At 62.0% G+C, this 17,719-nt stretch carries 19 protein-coding genes and 2 pseudogenes; 12 read left to right on the forward strand and 9 right to left on the reverse strand.

Annotation, left to right across the window (positions count from 1 at the left end):
• Positions 1 to 74: 74 nt before the first annotated feature.
• The 4 genes from DXK50_RS07840 to DXK50_RS07855 form a co-directional block, all read right to left on the reverse strand.
• A complete protein-coding gene (locus DXK50_RS07840; RefSeq protein ID WP_212629908.1) occupies positions 75 to 605 on the reverse strand; it encodes a DUF1569 domain-containing protein in 531 nt (176 codons plus the stop codon).
• Positions 598 to 1,491 carry an alpha/beta fold hydrolase gene (locus DXK50_RS07845; RefSeq protein WP_212629909.1) on the reverse strand — a complete coding sequence of 298 codons (894 nt, stop codon included), beginning with the start codon at positions 1,489 to 1,491 and terminating at the stop codon, positions 598 to 600. The genes DXK50_RS07840 and DXK50_RS07845 overlap by 8 nt, the downstream gene beginning before the upstream one ends.
• Positions 1,488 to 2,264 (reverse strand): class II aldolase/adducin family protein, encoded by a 777-nt coding sequence (locus DXK50_RS07850; protein WP_212629910.1) that lies wholly within the window; start codon positions 2,262 to 2,264, stop codon positions 1,488 to 1,490. Before DXK50_RS07850 ends, DXK50_RS07845 begins: the two co-directional genes overlap by 4 nt.
• A gap of 206 nt (positions 2,265 to 2,470) precedes the next feature.
• Positions 2,471 to 2,920 carry a flavodoxin gene (locus DXK50_RS07855; protein ID WP_161865152.1) on the reverse strand — a complete coding sequence of 150 codons (450 nt, stop codon included), beginning with the start codon at positions 2,918 to 2,920 and terminating at the stop codon, positions 2,471 to 2,473.
• 102 nt (positions 2,921 to 3,022) lie between these two features.
• Here DXK50_RS07855 and DXK50_RS07860 point away from each other — a divergent pair, with 102 nt between their 5' ends.
• Together DXK50_RS07860 and DXK50_RS07865 are read left to right on the forward strand one after the other, a co-directional pair.
• Positions 3,023 to 3,469 (forward strand): PAS domain-containing protein, encoded by a 447-nt coding sequence (locus tag DXK50_RS07860; protein ID WP_161865153.1) that lies wholly within the window; start codon positions 3,023 to 3,025, stop codon positions 3,467 to 3,469.
• 66 nt (positions 3,470 to 3,535) lie between these two features.
• On the forward strand, positions 3,536 to 4,144 hold the full coding sequence (locus DXK50_RS07865) for a PilZ domain-containing protein (RefSeq protein ID WP_212629911.1): 609 nt from the start codon (positions 3,536 to 3,538) through the stop codon (positions 4,142 to 4,144).
• Positions 4,145 to 4,170: 26 nt separating this feature from the next.
• Here the strand turns inward: DXK50_RS07865 and DXK50_RS07870 are convergent, their stop codons facing one another.
• Positions 4,171 to 5,124, reverse strand: coding sequence for a MerR family transcriptional regulator (locus DXK50_RS07870; RefSeq protein ID WP_212629912.1), 954 nt, complete (start codon positions 5,122 to 5,124; stop codon positions 4,171 to 4,173).
• A 406-nt stretch (positions 5,125 to 5,530) separates the two neighbouring features.
• On the opposite strand from DXK50_RS07870, the gene DXK50_RS07875 reads away from it, so the two are divergent.
• The 7 genes from DXK50_RS07875 (at position 5,531) to DXK50_RS07905 (ending at position 9,539) form a co-directional block, all read left to right on the forward strand.
• Positions 5,531 to 6,097: an antibiotic biosynthesis monooxygenase gene (locus tag DXK50_RS07875; RefSeq protein WP_212629913.1), complete on the forward strand. Its 567-nt coding sequence runs from the start codon at positions 5,531 to 5,533 to the stop codon at positions 6,095 to 6,097.
• Positions 6,098 to 6,418: 321 nt separating this feature from the next.
• Positions 6,419 to 7,129: a dihydromonapterin reductase gene (gene folM / locus DXK50_RS07880; protein WP_212629914.1), complete on the forward strand. Its 711-nt coding sequence runs from the start codon at positions 6,419 to 6,421 to the stop codon at positions 7,127 to 7,129.
• Positions 7,130 to 7,151: 22 nt separating this feature from the next.
• Positions 7,152 to 7,712, forward strand: a complete 561-nt coding sequence (folE, locus tag DXK50_RS07885) for a GTP cyclohydrolase I FolE (protein ID WP_024309110.1) — start codon at positions 7,152 to 7,154, stop codon at positions 7,710 to 7,712.
• Positions 7,712 to 8,083: a dihydroneopterin triphosphate 2'-epimerase gene (folX, locus tag DXK50_RS07890; RefSeq protein WP_037003250.1), complete on the forward strand. Its 372-nt coding sequence runs from the start codon at positions 7,712 to 7,714 to the stop codon at positions 8,081 to 8,083. The genes folE and folX overlap by 1 nt, the downstream gene beginning before the upstream one ends.
• Positions 8,084 to 8,159: 76 nt before the next feature.
• A complete protein-coding gene (locus DXK50_RS07895; protein WP_161865158.1) occupies positions 8,160 to 8,453 on the forward strand; it encodes a DUF1244 domain-containing protein in 294 nt (97 codons plus the stop codon).
• Positions 8,450 to 8,791 (forward strand): HopJ type III effector protein, encoded by a 342-nt coding sequence (locus DXK50_RS07900; RefSeq protein WP_212629915.1) that lies wholly within the window; start codon positions 8,450 to 8,452, stop codon positions 8,789 to 8,791. The genes DXK50_RS07895 and DXK50_RS07900 overlap by 4 nt, the downstream gene beginning before the upstream one ends.
• Positions 8,792 to 8,951: 160 nt before the next feature.
• Positions 8,952 to 9,539, forward strand: coding sequence for a putative glycolipid-binding domain-containing protein (locus DXK50_RS07905; RefSeq protein ID WP_212629916.1), 588 nt, complete (start codon positions 8,952 to 8,954; stop codon positions 9,537 to 9,539).
• An 8-nt stretch (positions 9,540 to 9,547) separates the two neighbouring features.
• On the opposite strand, the gene DXK50_RS07910 is transcribed toward DXK50_RS07905, so the two are convergent.
• Together DXK50_RS07910 and DXK50_RS07915 are read right to left on the reverse strand one after the other, a co-directional pair.
• Positions 9,548 to 9,877 (reverse strand): AzlD domain-containing protein, encoded by a 330-nt coding sequence (locus tag DXK50_RS07910; protein ID WP_161865161.1) that lies wholly within the window; start codon positions 9,875 to 9,877, stop codon positions 9,548 to 9,550.
• Positions 9,877 to 10,587, reverse strand: a complete 711-nt coding sequence (locus DXK50_RS07915; protein ID WP_212629917.1) for an AzlC family ABC transporter permease — start codon at positions 10,585 to 10,587, stop codon at positions 9,877 to 9,879. The genes DXK50_RS07910 and DXK50_RS07915 overlap by 1 nt, the downstream gene beginning before the upstream one ends.
• A 514-nt stretch (positions 10,588 to 11,101) precedes the next feature.
• On the opposite strand from DXK50_RS07915, the gene DXK50_RS07920 reads away from it, so the two are divergent.
• Complete coding sequence (locus DXK50_RS07920) at positions 11,102 to 12,757, forward strand: methyl-accepting chemotaxis protein (protein ID WP_212629918.1); 1,656 nt, start codon at positions 11,102 to 11,104, stop codon at positions 12,755 to 12,757.
• Between the two features lie 397 nt (positions 12,758 to 13,154).
• Here DXK50_RS07920 and DXK50_RS25440 read toward each other — a convergent pair whose 3' ends face one another.
• On the reverse strand, positions 13,155 to 13,940 hold the full coding sequence (locus DXK50_RS25440) for a methyl-accepting chemotaxis protein (protein ID WP_461818598.1): 786 nt from the start codon (positions 13,938 to 13,940) through the stop codon (positions 13,155 to 13,157).
• A 69-nt stretch (positions 13,941 to 14,009) separates the two neighbouring features.
• Positions 14,010 to 15,125 (reverse strand): annotated as a pseudogene (locus DXK50_RS25445) (cache domain-containing sensor histidine kinase); the annotation flags it as partial.
• Between the two features lie 553 nt (positions 15,126 to 15,678).
• Between DXK50_RS25445 and DXK50_RS25450 the strand changes: the two are divergent.
• Both DXK50_RS25450 and DXK50_RS25455 read left to right on the forward strand, forming a co-directional pair.
• Positions 15,679 to 16,662 (forward strand): annotated as a pseudogene (locus DXK50_RS25450) (nitrate- and nitrite sensing domain-containing protein); the annotation flags it as partial.
• Positions 16,657 to 17,523 carry a methyl-accepting chemotaxis protein gene (locus DXK50_RS25455; protein WP_438810711.1) on the forward strand — a complete coding sequence of 289 codons (867 nt, stop codon included), beginning with the start codon at positions 16,657 to 16,659 and terminating at the stop codon, positions 17,521 to 17,523. The pseudogene DXK50_RS25450 and the gene DXK50_RS25455, both read left to right, overlap by 6 nt.
• The last annotated feature ends 196 nt before the right edge of the window (positions 17,524 to 17,719 follow it).

The raw sequence follows: 17,719 nt of genomic DNA on the forward strand, positions 1-17,719 counted from the left end.
TTTTCTGTGAGTGACACAGGTACTGAGTGGCACGTCAGGCAGGAGGTTCGACAAGAATTTATTGCAGAGTGTATTCAGGCCAAGCGAATCAGGCTCAGGTGGTTGTACAGGTGCAGTACATGCGCCTCGGCATATCCGGCACGATCCAGTGCACCGTAGGCGAAGTGCGGCTGCAGCGCCCCCTGATGCTCAGCGAAACGCTCGAAGGCTGCCCGCAACCGCTGCAGGGCCAGCGCCTGGCTGGCCGGCTCGGTCAATGCGCCGGCACCGGGAATGGCTTCATCGAGGGGATGGCGCATGGCGCCGCGAGCACTGAACACGGCGAACGCGGCAGGCCCCAGCGTATGACGAAACCAGGCTGGCTTCAGCTCGGGATAGCCGTCGATGGAATAGTCGATGCTCTGGGCACAGTGATTGAACACCTCGCTCGGGCTCCAGCCGCTGATGCTTCGCAGCGCCCTGCCCTGCAGCTCCGCCAATACCTGGCGTGCTCCATCCAGGCTAACTTCGGCCGGCCGTGGGCCGGCTGGCAAAGCCCAGTAGCCGGCGCTTGCTACGGCAACTCCGCTTACCACCGCGCCTTTTAGCAGGCTACGTCTACGCATGAGCGCTCCTTGCGTCGCGAAACTCAAGATAATGCTCGAGTACCGCAGACGGAGCCTCGAGTTGCGGGTAATGGCCGATACCCTCGAGCAGAACGGTGTCAGCCTCAGCGATCAACTCGCGGTAGCGCGCCACCATGTGCGCGCCGGAGATCGGGTCGAAGGCGCCATCGATTACCCGCATCGGCACGGCGGTCTCCTGCATGGCAGTGACCCAGCGCTGCCGCTGCCGGCGCCGCTCGGGCATGTAGCGAATCAGCCGATGCATGACAGCCGGGCCGTTGTTGTGCTCCACAAGTTGCCATAGCGCGTCCAGCTCGGCGTCGCTGGGCTGGGTCTGCGGGCCGAATATGCGCGCGAAACTCTGCGCCAGCTTGCGCCGCGAGAACAATCGGCCGATCAACGGCCCGAGCGGCCCAAGCAGCAGCTTCTGCACGCGCACCGGATGATGGGTTTCGGGGAACAGGCCGCCATTGAGAAATACGCAGCTGGCCACCCGCAGCTGTCCGTCCTGATGCCGCGCGATCAGCTCCTGCGCCACACTGTCGCCGTAGTCGTGGGCCAGTACGTGGATTGGCCGTCGTTCATCGATATGCGCCAGCAGCACCTGGTGCAGGTCGGCCTGTTCCAGCAGGCTGTAGGCGTGGCCGCGAGGCTTCGCCGAATAACCGAAACCGAGCATGTCGCAGGCGATCAGCCGATAACGCGCAGCCAGCGGCGCCCACAGGCGGTGCCAGTCCCAACTGGCACTGGGAAACCCATGAATCAACAGCAGCGGTTCGGCCGCGGCGTCACCTGCAACCCAGTAACGGATCGCGTGGCCGCGAAAGTCCAGCATCCGACCTTGCGCGCGCCATTCGTCCAGGGCGATACCTGGCAGCTCGCTCACTGGTCGTAACCCGGCATCTGCTGATCCAGCTTGCGCAGCAGCGCCGGCCAGGGCAGCGAGCCGCCCATTCCCTGCGGCGTTTTCATCACCCCGGCGATCATCGCGCGCGCACCGTCAAGAATCTGCTGCGGGATATGGATCAGCTCAGCACCGCCACTCTGTGCCATGACCTGAATCTCGCAGGCACGCTGCAGGATGAACATGCCGAGGAACGCATCGGCGACGTTGCCGAAGGCGGTGAGCAGCCCGTGGTTGGGCAGAATCATGAAGTTCTTGTCGCCCAGGTCCGCCTGCAGCCGCGCCTTCTCGTCATGATTCAGCGCTACACCTTCGTAGCCGTGATAGGCCAGGCTGGCGAGGACAAACAGCGACTGCTGCGACAACGGCAGCAGCCCCTGCTTCTGCGCCGATACGGCGATACCGGCTGGCGTGTGAATGTGCAGTACGCAACCGACATCCTCACGCACCTCGTGCACCGCGCTGTGGATGGTGTAACCGGCGGGATTGATGTCGAAGGGGCTGTCCATCAGCTTGGTGCCGGCCAGATCGACCTTGACCAGGCTGGAGGCCGTGATTTCGTGGAACATCAGGCCATAGGGGTTGATGAGAAAATCTTCGGTCCCCGGCACCTTGGCGGAAATATGGGTGAAGATCAGGTCATCCCAACCGTACAGCGCGATCAGTCGATAACAGGCGGCAAGATCGACGCGCGTACGCCATTCGGCTTCGGAGACCTGATTTTTCACAGCGGGGAGTTTCAGCGGAGCATTCACGGCGACACCTCGATGTTCTTGTTGGTCGGTGGTGTCCGCAGTCTAGCCATGCGCCCGCATGGCGGTAGTTGCCCTGGCAGCCATCTTGATGGCTTTGCGGGTCAAGGCGCCCATGCCCCCTGGTGCGATAAGGGCCTATTCGCTGCCCTTATCGGCCGCTCCGGCCAGCCCTGGGCCGCGAGCAACACTGAACGCACCGTTGCAGATCAAGCCTTCAGCGCGACCGCGAGGGTTTGCAGCCAGGGCTCGGCGTCCGTCTCCGGGGTAACGGTTTCGCTGGAGTCCAGGCGCAACATCTCGACCACCTCGCGCAGCCCCAGCTCGGCATAGAGTTCGCGAATCATCTCACCTCCGCCGCAGAAGGTGTCGTAGCTGGAGTCGCCCAGGGCCAGCACCGCAGCCGGCTTGCCAGCCCAGGCCGGCAGTCGATCGCGGATTTCGCTGTACAGCGGCAGCAGATTGTCCGGCAACTCGCCCATGCCCGTCGTGGAGGTCACGGTGAGCAAGGCGTCCGGCGCGAAAGCCAGCAACTCATCGAGACTCATGTTCGTTTTGTACCAGGCCTCCAGCCCGGCGGCCTTGAGCTGACGCTCGGCGTGACGTGCGACTTCTTCGGCCGTACCGTAAACCGAGCCCGAGACAATGGCGACTTTCATGACAACTCCGGAAACAGGAAAAACGCCGCGCATTATGCCGCAAGTGGACAGCCCGACCCGATGTTTTAGAATGCAGCGCACAACTCTCGCGGAATCGCATCCATGATCAATGCCAAGCTGCTGCAACTGGTAGTCGACGCCTCCAACGACGGAATCGTGGTGGCCGAGCAGGAGGGCGAAGACAACATCCTGATCTACGCCAACGCAGCATTCGAACGCCTGACCGGCTACCCCTGTGACGATATCCTCTATCAGGACTGCCGCTTCCTGCAGGCAGGTGATCGAGCGCAAATCGGCTTGCAAGCCATCCGCGATGCGGTCAAGGCGAACAAGCCTTGCCGGCAGATAATCCGCAACTACCGCAAGGATGGCAGCTCCTTCTGGAACGAGCTGTCGATCACTCCGGTGCTCAACGAGAGCGATCAGCTGACCTATTACATCGGTATCCAGAAAGACGTCACCGAGCAGGTCGAAGCCAAGCAGCGCGTGCGCGAGCTGGAGATCGAAGTGGCCGAACTGAAGGCCGAGCTGGCACGCCTGAAAAGCTGACGAACGGCTAAAACTATCGTCCAGCGCGGCAGTCAAAAAGGTTTGCCCCCTTGCAGTACCTAATCCATGCAAAGCGACCCGCTGCTGACCCAGGACGAGCTGGACTTCATCCAGCAGACCCTCTCCAAGCCTCCGCATACACGGCGCCCGAGCGCAGCGCCGCAATTGACGCTGGGTGAAAGACTCAGTGAATTGTTGAGCCGTCTGGGCGACGAGGAGCATCTGAGCCTGGACACCCACAGCGATAATCAACACCTCAGTTTTCCGCTGCGCCTTATCCAGGATGAACAGAGCCATTCACGCCTGGAGCTGGGAGCGCCGCTGATCTTCGAGCAAGGCCTTAGCGAGCGGCCGTGGCGGCTGGTCCTGCCCACAGCGCTGGTGCTGCTGGATAGCAGCGAACGGCCCAGCGGCCTGCAGGCGCTGGAGCTGTCCAATAGCGGAATGCTGGTGGAATATAGCAAGGCTGGCACACCAGCCAAGGATCAGTTGCTGCAGCTACTCCTGCCTCAGGAACATCGCGTGCAACTGCGCGCGCGGCTGGTCAGACGGGTCAGCAAAACGCGCTATGCCTACAGCCTGCAGACGCTGCATGCGGAGGATGAGCAAACATTACGCCAGTACCTGTTCGATCGGCACAGCGAGCAGCAGCTGCAAACCGCAACCGTCGACTGAAATCCGAGCCTGCAGGCCAGGCCGTCTCAGGTGTCGAGATGACCTGCAAGGTACTGCTGCAGGCGACGCTGCATCATACGACCCTCATTACCCAGGCAGGCGATAGGCGAGCCGGCGAGGCTTTCCTCAGCCAGATCGGCGCTGTCACCAGCAAGCGCCAGCGGACATTCCAGGCCGAGCGCCAGGCGCCCCAGTTGCCGTGGAAATTCCTCACCTGGCGGCAGATTGCTGAAAATCACCAGAGCTTGCGGCTTTATGCGTTCGCAGACCAGGGCCAGATCGGTCATCGGCACTCCCGGCCCCATTACCCTGATGTCGACGTCCTGACTGCCGAGCAGCAAGGCCGCAACCAGCAACTCCAGCTCGCGGCAGTGGCTGGGTAATGCCACAAGAAGCACAGTGTCACAGGACTCGCCTCGCCCCAGCTGCAAACGCTGCCAGCAACGGCCGCGCAGGAAGCCATCGAGCATCAGCCACTCGCCACGCTGCCCCACCTCGTCCTGACGCAGCAGCAACTCCTGCCAGATCGGCATAAGAATGTCCTGAAACACCACGGGCAGCGGATAACAGGAAAAAATCTGCCCGTACAGGCGCTCAAGACGAGGCTCGTCGAAGTGATGCAACGCGCTGCGCAGTTGATCCTGCCACTGGCCCCAGTCGTCACTGCTGACGTCATCGTAAGCCGGCGTGGCCACACTGCGACTGCTGGCGCTCTTGGCCAGAATCGAGCCGACCTTGCTGACCGCCACGCCGCGCTCGATCCAGGCCAGGATGCTGCGCACCGCGTCGATATCGGCCTGCGAATAGAGACGATGGCCGCTATCGGTACGCGTCGGCTGGATCAGCCCATAACGCCGTTCCCAGGCGCGCAAGGTGACCGGGTTGACGCCAGTCAGACGAGAGACCTCGCGGATGGGGAACAGCTCTTCCTGCTTCAAAGCACTGGACGCAAGCGATGTGACGGAGGCGAATTCAGGCATGGCTTCGGGCATCACGGCAATGAATTAAGGCGGCATTGTAACCCAGCACCGCAAGCAGTCATTGTGCAAAAATTATACAAATTGAGCCAGTGCATAATTGTCCCTGTCATTCGATCCGTTATAACGATCTTGATCGCCCCAGCCTATCGACTCGTGCGGCGCCGCTAGCTTGATGATTACACCAAAGTTCGAAGAATAGCGACCGCCTGCGTCCATTTGGCACATCCTGCGCCCTCAGAAGGGGCGGCGCCGGTAGCCCCGCTCGGGCAGCGCCCCGTCAGGCGGGACTGGCTAATTCTGATAAAACCGGAATAATCCTTGCTGTTGTTCATCGAGCACGTCACCCCCGTGCTCGATCACGCCTACGCCAGACCCCGGCTGACGGCAACTTTCGAGGAGATACACAATGTCCCCCGTTACCCTGATGGTGGCGCGTCGCGTCGCCAATGGCCGTTATCACGACTTCATCGCCTGGCTGCGTGAAGGTGAGCACCTGGCCACCGATTTCCCTGGCTACCTCGGTTCCGGCGTACTGGCACCGCCCGCCGGCGATGATGAATTTCAGATCGTGTTCCGTTTCAGCGACGAACAGACCATGGCCTCATGGGAGCATTCCGCTTCACGTCAGGCCTGGCTGCAGCGCGGCGCTGGACTCTTCGCCCAACCGCAGGAGAAACGCGCAGTGGGTCTCGACGCCTGGTTCGGCAATGCTCACCGCCAACCGCCGCGCTGGAAACAGAGCGTGGCCATCTGGCTGGCGTTCTTTCCGGTGTCCCTGGCCTTCAACCTGCTGTTCGGCCCCTGGCTCGCCGACCTCTCGCTGGTGGCCCGCGTACTTCTGTCGACGCTGGCCCTGACGCCGCTGATGACCTACCTGTTCATCCCGCTTTCCACTCGCCTGCTGGAGCCCTGGCTGCAAGGCAACTGCTCGCAACGCCTTGGCAGACGAGCCGCCAGCATCGGCAAATCCTGAAATTGCCCGCCTTACTTCGTATCGGCCAGCCTCGTGCTGGCCGTTTTCGTTATACAAGCCAGAAATACCTGTACAAAAACAAATAGACGTACAGGTAAAGTACAAAAAGAATTCGCTGCGCAGCTTCGATAAAAAGCCTTATAAGTCAGTCAAATAGGCAAATAAACTTTATCTGATAGCAAATCCACATGACACGCATGGTTGTACAACCTGCGACTCTGGTATAGCTTTATTCACGGTCTGGTGAGTGCCGCTTGCCACTGGTCAGGTATCCCGAGGCGGTACGAACCAGGCCTTCATTTTCATCTGCACGAGTCGCACATGAGCGCTGCCAGCTATCCCATCCTGATCACCGGCGCCGGCCAGAGAGTCGGCCTGTACTGCGCCGAGCGCCTGCTCGACGAGGGGCAGTCGGTGATCGTCAGCTACCGCCAGCAGCGCGACAGCATCGAGCGACTGCGCGAGCGCGGCGCTATCACGGTGCAGGCCGACTTCAGCGACGAGGCCGGCATCCTCGCCTTCATCGAACAGGTCAAGGCCAAGTGCAGCGGCCTTCGCGCGATCGTGCACAACGCCTCGCAATGGCTGGCCGAAGCACCGGGCGAAGAAGCCACAGCCTTCCGCCAACTGTTCAGCGTGCACATGCTCGCCCCTTACCTGATCAACCTGCACTGCAGTGATCTGCTGCTGCAGTCGGAGCTCGCCGACATCGTTCATGTCAGCGACGACGTGGTGCGCAAGGGCACCGCCAATCGCCCGGCCTACTGCGCCACCAAGGCGGGACTGGAGAGCCTGACGCTGTCTTTTGCCGCGCGCCTGGCGCCGCGCATCAAGGTCAACGCCATCGCGCCGGCGCTCTTGATGTTCAACGAAGGCGATGACGAGGCCTACCGAGCCAAGGCTTTGGCCAAGTCGGCGCTGGGCAAGGAACCCGGCCCGCAAGCCTTCTACCAGAGCCTGCGCTATCTGCTGGACAACCCCTACGTAACCGGAACCACCCTTACCCTCAACGGCGGCCGCCACCTCAAGTGAAGCGCCTGCTCAGGACACTGCCATGAGCCATCCTCTTTCCCAGCAATACCGCGAGATTCTCGTAGGCCTCGGTGAAAACCCCGAGCGCGAGGGCCTGCTCGACACGCCCAAACGCGCGGCCAAGGCCATGCAGTACCTCTGCCATGGCTACCAGCAATCGCTGGAGGAAATTGTCAACGGTGCGCTGTTCGAGTCCGATAACGACGAGATGGTGATCGTCAAGGACATCGAGTTGTACTCGCTGTGCGAACACCACCTGCTGCCCTTCATCGGCAAGGCGCATGTCGCCTACATCCCCACCGGCAAGGTGCTCGGGCTGTCGAAGGTGGCGCGCATCGTCGACATGTATGCGCGCCGCCTGCAGATCCAGGAAAATCTCACCAAGCAGATCGCCGATGCGATACAGCGTGTGACCAACGCCGCTGGCGTGGCCGTGGTGATCGAGGCCAAGCACATGTGCATGATGATGCGCGGCGTGGAGAAGCAGAATTCGGTGATGAGCAGCTCGGTGATGCTTGGCGCGTTCCGCGAGTCCTGCAACACTCGCCACGAATTCCTGCAACTGATCGGACGGAACAACTAATGCCGCGACTGGAACCCGGAATGGCGCGCATCCGCGTCAAGGACCTGCGCCTGCGCACCTACATCGGCATCAAGGAAGAGGAGATCAACAACAAGCAGGACGTGCTGATCAACCTGACCATTCTCTACCCGGCGGTCGATGCCGTGCAGGTCAACGACATCGAACATGCCCTGAACTACCGCACCATCACCAAGGCGATCATCGCCCACGTCGAAGGCAACCGCTTTGCCCTGCTCGAACGCCTGACTCAGGAAATTCTCGATCTGGTCATGACTCACCAGGCTGTGCGTTACGCCGAAGTCGAAGTGGACAAGCCGCACGCCCTGCGTTTCGCCGAGTCGGTATCGATCACCCTCGCTGGTCATCGCTGACGGCTGTCATCGGGCGGCCTTGTCGCTCCCCGGCGACGCTCTTATCATCGCCGCCATCATCCCCGGAGAGCCCACCATGACCGAGCAAGAACGCCTCGAACTGGAAGCTGCAGCCTTTCGCGCCCTGGTCCAGCACCTGCGCACCCGTCCCGACGTGCAGAACATCGACCTGATGAACCTGGCCGGTTTCTGCCGCAACTGCCTGTCGAAATGGTACAAGGCAGCCGCCGACGACCTCGGCGTCGAAGTCAGCGCCGACCAGGCCCGCGAGACCGTTTACGGCATGCCTTATGCCGACTGGAAGGCCAAGTATCAGAAAGAAGCGTCGGCCGAACAGAAAGCCGCCTTTGCAAAAGGAAAGCATGAATGACCGCTCTGAACGAACTGCGTAGCCGCCTGCAGCAGGACGATTACGCCTTCAGCGAAACCCTGGCATTCGTTGCCCAGCACTATGATTATCAGCCCAGCGCCTTCCGCAATGGCGACGTTGAAAACGCTGCGGGGCAGAACGAAGGCTCCTGCAAGACCCTGGGGCTGGCGCTGCTGGAAGGCTTGAGCAAGGACGAAGCGCTGCGCGCCTTTGGCGAACACTACCGCAGCGTACTGGCAACGCCGCAAGGCACTGATCACGGCAACATTCGTGCGCTGATGGCCCATGGCCTGGAAGGCGTGAAATTCGAGTTGCAACCCCTCAAGCGCAAAGCCTGAACCTGTAGCGCAAAAACTTGCGCAATTGTCGGCAATAGCTGACAGACATCACACTGACATCGCTTTATGCTGCGCGCCGACAACTCATTGAACACGAGGGAACGTGTTCTGCGCGCAGCCGCCCTTCCCTCCTGTTTGGCATCCGGCATGGAGTCGAGCGATGCAGCAGACCTTGGTATGGAAACCCAGGCACACCCCCGGCGTGGAAACGCTCCGCCTGAATCAGGATGCCCATGGCATTCACGCCACCAGCCACCTCATGCAGGTCATCAAGGGCGCCAGCATCGCTGCCAACTACCTGATCGACTGCGACGCACGCTGGCGCTTCCGCCGCCTCTGGCTCAAGGTCGACAACCACGGCCAACGCAAGCTTTCCCTGGAGCGAGACCTGCGCGGCAACTGGCTGCTCAATGGCGAGCCTCGCCCCGAGTTACAGCAATGCCAGCACATCATGCTCTCGGCCTCCCCGTTCACCCACACCCCGCTGCTGCAGCGCAGCGCACTGGAAACCGGGCAAAGCGACGAAATGCAGGTCGCCTTCATCGACCTGCTCAACTTAAGGGTTGAGCCGCGCCGGCAACGCTATCAATGCATGCGGCGCCGCCTCGGGGAAAGCCTCTACCGCAGCCAGGGCGAAGGCCAGGCGCTGGAGGAATTGAGCGTCGACGACCAGGCGCTGCTGCTCAAGGCCAACGAACATTATTTGCGCCTGAACCAGCGTGAGCCGAAAGTCAGCACGCTGGTCTGACAAGCGCCCTAGATCGGCAACTGGCCGAACGCCCAGCGCAACAGGAAGAACACCAGCAGCCCTCCGCCAATGGTCGCCAGAAGATGCCGGGTGAACGTCGCGATGGCGATGGCGGCGAGGCCCGCCAGCAGATAGGCGTTGTTCCAGCTCAGCGCCCAGTGTTGCCCGTCCGGCAACAGCATGCCGGGCACCACGATGGCCGTGAGCACGGCCGTTGGTACATAGTGCAGTCCCTGCCTGACCAGAGGAGGAAACCGCAGGTCAGGGAAGGCGAACAGGCTGTAGCGGGTGGCGAAGGTGATCACCAGCATGCCCAGAATCAGCAACCAGATATCCATCAGACCAACTCCTCCTGTAGTGCCGGCTTGCGGCGCTCCAGCCAAACACCCACCACGATGCCGCTGGCTGCAGCGGCCATCAGGCCGAGCTTGTAAGGCAAGGCATGGCAGGCCAGCGCCACGGCGCTGGCGACCAGGGCTGCGGCCACCTGTGGCTGGTTGCGCAACATGGGTACGACGATGCCGATGAAAGTCGCCAGCATGGCGAAGTCCAACCCCCACTCGCCGATGTTCGGCACCGCCTGGCCGAATAGCACCCCCACCAGCGTGCAAAGTTGCCAGTTGCAGTACATGGCCAAAGCCGCGCCGAGAAAATACCAGTGGCGATAGGTGCCCTGGTCACTACGGGCATAGCGCTGCACCACCACCGCGTAGGCCTCGTCGGTCAGAACGAAGGCCAGAGGCATACGCCAGCGCTTGGGCAGGTGCCGCACATGAGGCTGCATGCTGGCGCTGTACAGGGCATGACGCAGATTGACCACGAAGGTGGTCAGCAACACCACAGCGACGCCGGCACCGCCGGCCAGCAGACTGATGGCGATGAACTGTGCGGAACCGGCGAATACCAGGGCGGACATGCCCAGGGTTTGCCAGGGATCGAGCCCGGCAGCGCCAGCCAGGCTGCCGAAGATGATGCCGAATGGAGCGGCGCCGAGCAGCATTGGCAGCATATCGCTGGCGCCCTGTGTGAACTCGTGATGACGGGACATGGAACCTCCTTGGGCTGCCGAGCTTAACCGGGCCACCGAAGCAGGTCTTGAACGTTCTTGCGCAACGGAACGAGGCGGCAGCAAACCGCCGCGAGGCAGAGACAGCTTCGACGAACTCCACCCCACCGAACCTGCAACGACAGACATCATTTTGCCACTACTAAAGTAGCGAAGCGCCGCGCCGATATCTGTCCTAGACTCGCTCATAATGACGGTCGCTCCACTGACAGTGGGCTTCCTGAGTGAAGCGCAGGCCGGGTTGCGCAAAAGCGCCAATACACCGGCCCCTCTCTGCTATGAACAAGGACACATGACCTCACTCGCGACAGGTGAGGCCAGTGTTGAAGGACCATGCCAGCCATTCTCCGGCCGGCGCATGGAGCGTCATGCCAGCTGACATCCCGCCGAGGAACTGCAGCTGGTGCAGGATGCACCTTACAGGCCGCGGCCATTGCTCTTGCGTGCACTCGAGCGATTCCGCTTATGCCGTTTCACGTTCATAGCAGGTGTGCTTATGTCCTCAAATGCTGCTCGTTTTTCCACCCGTAGCCTGCTTTATGCAAGCTACGCCTGCCTACTTGCTCTGATGCTGCTGATTGCCGGCGTCTCTCTCTACAACCTTGCTAGCTCTGATCGCGAATTCTCCACCTATATCAACGGTGTAGAAGCACGCGCCCGCCTGGCCAGTACAGTCAGCGAAGCAGTGAAAGACAGGGCCATCGTCCTGCGCAATCTGGCGCTCAACAGCGCCCCTGCGGAGCGGGCGCAACAACGCGCGTTCATCGCTGCCCACGAAAAAGACGTAGTCGACAGCATCGCAGCGCTGCGTCAGGCAATGAGCACGCATAGCGACGTCTCGGCCACGGGCCGTGAAATGCTGGCGCGTATCGAGCAGGTGGAATCGCGCTACAGCCCGGTCGCTCATACCATCGCCGAACACCTGTTCGCCGGTAACGACGCCGAAGCCATGCGCATGGTCAAGGAGCAGTGCACGCCCCTGCTCGAGGAGCTGACCAAGACCATCGACGAGTATCTGATCCATACCACGGACGTCGCCAACCAGCGGGTACTCGCCAACGAGGCGCACTACCTTAAGCAGCGCAACATGCTGATCACCATCACCGTGTTCAGTTTCGTCATCGCGGCCGTACTGGGAAATATGATCAGCCGCTACCTGTTGGGTGCCCTGGGCGCCGAGCCGAGCGATCTGAACCGCATCGCACAGCGCGTGGCAGAGGGCGATCTGCGCACCATGGAGCAAGCCGTAAACTGCGCGGAAAACAGCGTGCTCGCCGCGCTACAACGCATGCAACAGAACCTGCGCCAAGTCACTCAGGGCATCGACAACTCATCGCGCACCGTGGCCCATTCCAGCCAGGAGCTCAGCGAGTCGAGCCTGCGTAATGCCGAGAGCGTGGCCCAGGCACAGCGAGAAGTGGAGCAGATCGTTACCGCCGTTCACGAGATGGCTGCCACCGTGCAGGACGTGGCGCGCAGCGCCGAGTCCGCCGCACAAGCCGCCAGCGAGGCCGACGAGGCTGCAGCGCAAAGCCAGCAGAAAGCAGGGCATGCGGTCAGCCTGATCGGCGAACTGGCCCAGGTGATCGACAACTCCAGCGAAGCCATGGGCCGGCTGAAAGCCGAAAGCAGCAACATCGGCAGCGTGCTCGACGTGATCAAGTCGGTAGCGGACCAGACCAACCTGCTGGCGCTCAATGCCGCCATCGAGGCCGCCCGCGCCGGCGAGGCCGGGCGTGGCTTCGCCGTGGTCGCCGATGAAGTGCGCAGCCTGGCGCGTCGTACCCAGGAGGCTACCACCGAGATCGAGGGCTTGATCGCCAGCCTGCAGAAGATCGCCGATGAAACCTCACGCTACATGGAGCGCTGCCAGAGCTCCAGCTCACAGTCGGTTTCCGGTGTATCGGAGGCTGGCGAAGCGGTGGCGCGGATCGTCGCCATGATCGAGCGCATCAACGGCATGAACCAGCAGATCGCCACCGCAGCCGAGCAACAGACGGCTGTGGCCGAGGAAATCAGCCGCGGCATCGTCTCGGTACGTGACAGTACGGAGCAATCGGCCTTCGCCTTCCAGCATGCGCAGCAGGAAAGCGAAAGCCTCGCGCGTACCAGCGAGGCGTTGCGCGGGAACATCGCCCGCTTCCAGCTGTAACGATGCAGCCCTGCGGCTTGCAACGAGCCGCAGGGCGCTGACTGATTAGCTCGGCAACAATCCCCGCGCCTGCGCAACGACCTCCGTTTCACCATCACCGGTAATCCCCCTCCCCTGAACATCGCCTGGATCTGCGATCGCATAGCCCACGATTGCAGACCGGCATGTGCACGGACATTCAGATGAGCGCGGCTGTGCCGCCCAGGGCAGTGACTGGATAGAGGCTCGTCAGGAGTTGCCGAGGTGGGAGTATCCTGCCGATGCGCGTCGGAGAACCCTGGTCATGGACCACGCCAGAGCCCGGCAGAACACCAGGCATTGCGATGCGGTAGGCAGGAAGGCCTGAAACACAGGCCTGAGAATGGCGCCGCATGGAGCATGCGGCGCCGGTGGGAGGCTAGGTGCGGAAACGTCCGACCAGCCCATGCAATTGTTCCGACAGTTGGGCCAGCTCCTGCGAATCGCGATGCGCCGACTGCGCGAGATTCTCGACCAGCAAGGCGTCGCTCTGGATCTGCGCGATGTGGCGGTTGATATCCTCGGCGACCTGATGCTGCTCTTCCGCGGCGGTAGCGATCTGGGTGTTCTGATCGCGGATGTGGTCCACGGCGCCACGAATGTGCTCGAAGCTGTTGCTGGCCAGACTGATGCGCTCGACGCTGGCCTGCGACATTTCCAGGCTGTGCTGCATCTGCCGGGCCACCTCCTGCGTGCGGCGCGCCAGGCCCCCCAGCAGGCTGTCGATCTCGCCGGTGGAGTCGGCGGTGCGCTGCGCCAGGGCGCGTACTTCGTCGGCAACGACCGCGAAGCCGCGTCCTTGATCGCCTGCGCGGGCAGCTTCGATAGCGGCATTGAGCGCCAGCAGGTTGGTCTGCTCGGCAATGGAGCGAATGGTACCGAGGATTGCGTTGATGTTCTGGCTGTCCTGTTCCAGCGCCTGTAGCGCCAGCGCCGATTGCTTGAGGTTGTCACTCAGACGCGACACGCTGTCGGTGGCATCCTCGATCTGCGCCTGCCCGGCGTGTACCTGGCGCTGGCCATCATCGGCCGAAGTGGCGGCCTCGCTGCACGAACGCGCGACTTCGTTGGCGGTCGCGACCATCTCGTTGAATGCGGTCGACACCATTTCAACTGCACCGCGTTGGCGCTCGGCCACATCGGTCATGTCCTGGGCGACGCGCATGGAATCCTCGGAGGTCTGGCGCAGAGCTGCGGAGGCCTCGATGATGCGTTGCACGAGCTGGCGGATCGTGCCGAGGAACTGGTTGAACCAGCGCGCCAGCAGGGCCGTTTCGTCCTTGCCCTGGATGTTCAGGCTGCGCGTCAGGTCGCCTTCGCCCTGCGCGATACCTTCCAGGCCGCTCGCCACGCTGCGAATCGGATTGACGATGAGCCTGGCGAACAGGGTCCCCACCATGGCGAACACCAGCGCCAGGACCACCACGATCACGCCAACCTGCCAGGCGAGATCATTGGCCTTGGCCATGACCTCGCCGCGCTCGATCAGGCCGATGAAGCGCCAGCCCAGCGTCGGCGAAGACCAGATGTTGGCCATGTAGCGGGTGCCGTTGAGTTCCACTTCCAGCAAGCCATCGGCACCGGCCATACGGGCGTAGTCGCCGCCCAGATCTGCGAGAGACTTGAAGTTGTTCTCGGCGTTCTGCGGGTCGACCAGGACGTTGCCGCTGCCCTCCACCAGCATCAGGTAGCCGGTCTGGCCGATCTTGATCTGCTTGACCAGATCGGTGAGCTGCTTCAGCGATACGTCCAGACCGACGACACCGACGACCGCCCCCTGTGCGTCGGTGACGGTACGCACGGTCCCGATCAGTACCGCATCATCCGAGGCCCAGTAGTAGGCAGCGGTGCGCTGCGTTTTGCCCGGCTCTGCCATGGCGGTCTTGTACCAGGGACGCACGCGCGGATCGTAGCTGCTGAGGCCAGGATCGCTCGGCCAGATGGCATAACCGCCGTCAACTCGCCCGTAGGACAGGTAGGCAGTGGTTGGATGGGACTTGGCAAAACGGTCGAAAATGCGCTCCAGTTCCTGGTTGGTCTCCGGCAGCGGGGTGCTGGCCGCGTCCGCCGAGGAATAGTTCTTCAGGGTCGGGGCGGCCGTCATTTGCGGCAGACTGGCCAGGTAGTCGACGTTCTCGCTGATGCCCTTGAAGAACATACCCATGGCGTTGTCGATCTGGCGTATCTCGCGGGAGCTGCCATCAAGGAAGTCGGCCTCAGCCTGCGCACGCAGGTTGTAGATGACCACAGCGGCAACCAGGAGGATGGGCAGGCACGCGATAGCGGCAAATGCCCAAGTCAGCTTTTGTTTGATGTTCATGCGATGAATCCCTCGGGATAGTGGATTCATCAGGCGCGAAGACGGCGACGAATCCTCAGAGACATTATCGGCTCGGCGATGAATGACTTGAGATTGCAAAGCGACTTATTGCTGCCGATCAAAGACCTGCGATTCATTTTGTTTAACCTGCCTCCTGAACACCCGGCTCGCAGCGACCTACACGCCTAAAGTCGTACGAAATTCTTTCAAGAAACGCCCCTGACTTACGATACGCTGACTATGCCAACCCTTGCGAAGAGCCGTTCTGGCCGGTGCCCGCCATCGATCAATTGCAGGTCAAAGTCCATGCCTCTTCCAGCAGCCGATGCCACGAAAAACAACATCCCTACAGCTTCAGAGTGGGCATCAATCCCTGTCGCCCTCTGAATCGCCAGCCTGGTACTGAAACTACCGTCATAACTTCGCCTGCCAACTGTTCAAATCGAGACGATGAGGCAACTCACAGATGCTTAAAAATGCCCCGCTGAGCGTGAAGCTACTGCTCATACTGATATTCCCGCTGCTTGGTTTCCTGGCATTCGCCGGCGTCTACGTCACCGGCAAGTACCACACGCTGACCGAAATGGATCACACCGTGACCGCCAGTGGTGCGGCGCAGAAGATCAGCGCCGTGATCACCTCACTGCAACGCGAACGGGGCGCCAGTGGCGTATTCCTTGGCAGCAGCGGCAAAACGATGGGCGACAAACTGGCCGAATACCGCCGCGATACCGACGCTGCGACCGCGCAGATGCGCGCCCTGTCGGACCAGGGCTCCTCCGGCATGGACGAGGCCCTGCGTGCGCTCGACGAACTCGCCGCACTGCGCCCGCAGATCGATGCGTTGTCGCTGAGCAGCACCGACTCGGGCACCCGCTACACCAATCTGATCAAGTCCCTGGTCGGCTACACCCACTCTCTCGAGGCGAGCGTCAACGACCCGCAGATCCTGCGGGCCCTAAGCGCCCTCAATCAGTTCGTGGAAATGAAGGAGCGCGCCGGGCGCGAGCGCATGCTGCTGGGCCTGGTCTTCAACCAGAACCAGTTCAATGCGGACTTGCTGTGGCGCTTCAGCCGCAACCTGGGGGAATTCTCTGCCTATCTGGACGGATTCCAGCGCCGCGCTTCGGCCAGCTTCCGCAGCGAGCTCGACAGCGTGCTTCAGCAACCCGACTCGCAGGAGGTGGCGCGCCTGCAGCGTCTGGCCTTCGAAAAACCGCTTGGCGACCCGCTGGGCATCAAGCCAGAAGACTGGTTCAGGCTTTCCACCAGCCGCATTGACCTGATGGGCAAGGTCGAAGCCGAACTGGGCCAGAGTGTCGGCAACCTGGCGACCCAGGCTCGTGACGATGCGGCCAGCAGTCTGTGGCTGACCATCGCTGCCATGTTCGGCGTGCTGTCCGCCGTGGTGGTGCTGTCGCTGCTGATCATCCGCAACATCAAATCCGCGGTCAGCGATGTCAACGACACCCTGGTCGCCCTGGCCAGGCGCGATCTGACCGCCAACACGAGCTATGAAGGTGGCGACGAGTTCGGCACGATCGCACGCAACCTCAACAACATGGCCCAACAGATCAAGGAAGTGATCCAGGAAATCGGTGGCGCCGCGGCTCAGGTCGCCACCGCCGCCGAGGAATCCTCGGCCGTGGCCCTGCAGACCAGCCAGAACGTCGCACAGCAGCGTCTGGGCACGGATCAGGTGGCCACCGCCATCAACGAAATGAGTGCCACCGTTCGCGATGTGGCACGCAGCACCACCGAAGCGGCCGAGATGTCACGCCAGGTCAATGACAGCACCCTGCAGGGCAAAGCCGAAATCGAGAGCACCGTGCGTCTGGTCCAGGCCCTGTCGACGCAAGCCGAGCAGACAGCCGACATCATCGTCGAGCTCAAGCGTGAGAGTGATGCCATTTCCTCGGTGCTCGACGTCATTCGTGGCGTCGCCGAGCAGACCAACCTGCTGGCCCTCAATGCCGCGATCGAAGCGGCGCGTGCCGGCGAACAGGGGCGTGGCTTCGCCGTGGTCGCCGATGAAGTCCGTCAGTTGGCGCAGAAGACCCAGGACTCGACCGTCAGCATTCAGCAGATGATCAGCAACCTGCAGAGCGGCTCGGACCGTGCCGCCAGCTCCATGCAGGAAACCCTGAACAAGGCCCAGGCTGGCGCCAGTAACGTGGTCAAGGCCGGCGACCTGCTGGTGCAAATTGCCGACGGCATCGCCAGCATCAGCGACCGTAATATCCAGGTGGCCTCGGCGGCCGAGGAACAGAGCCTGGTATCGGAGGAGATCAACCGCAACGTCAACGAGATCAACGACCTGGTCATCCAGGTCAGCGCCGCCGCCGAACAGACCGCCGTGACCAGCCGCGAGCTGGCGCGTCTGGCCGACCACCAGCAGCAACTGGTCAGCCGCTTCAAGGTGGACTGATATCCCCCTCGTCAACTACGACGCCCGGGCCGCCAGGCCCCGGCGCCGTGTCGGTGGCGGCATCTGCTGAACCTGACGGTTGCAGGCTGAATTCGTCAGATGGAGGCGCACCGGAGCCTGTAAAGGCTTCGGTTGTTTCGCATAAGTGGAACGCTCGGCTCGCCCCGGCTAAAGCCCGGTTAACCTCTGCCGTGAC

The organism is Pseudomonas sp. KB-10, assembly GCF_018221585.1.
GTDB classification, from domain to species: Bacteria; Pseudomonadota; Gammaproteobacteria; order Pseudomonadales; family Pseudomonadaceae; genus Aquipseudomonas; species Aquipseudomonas yangonensis.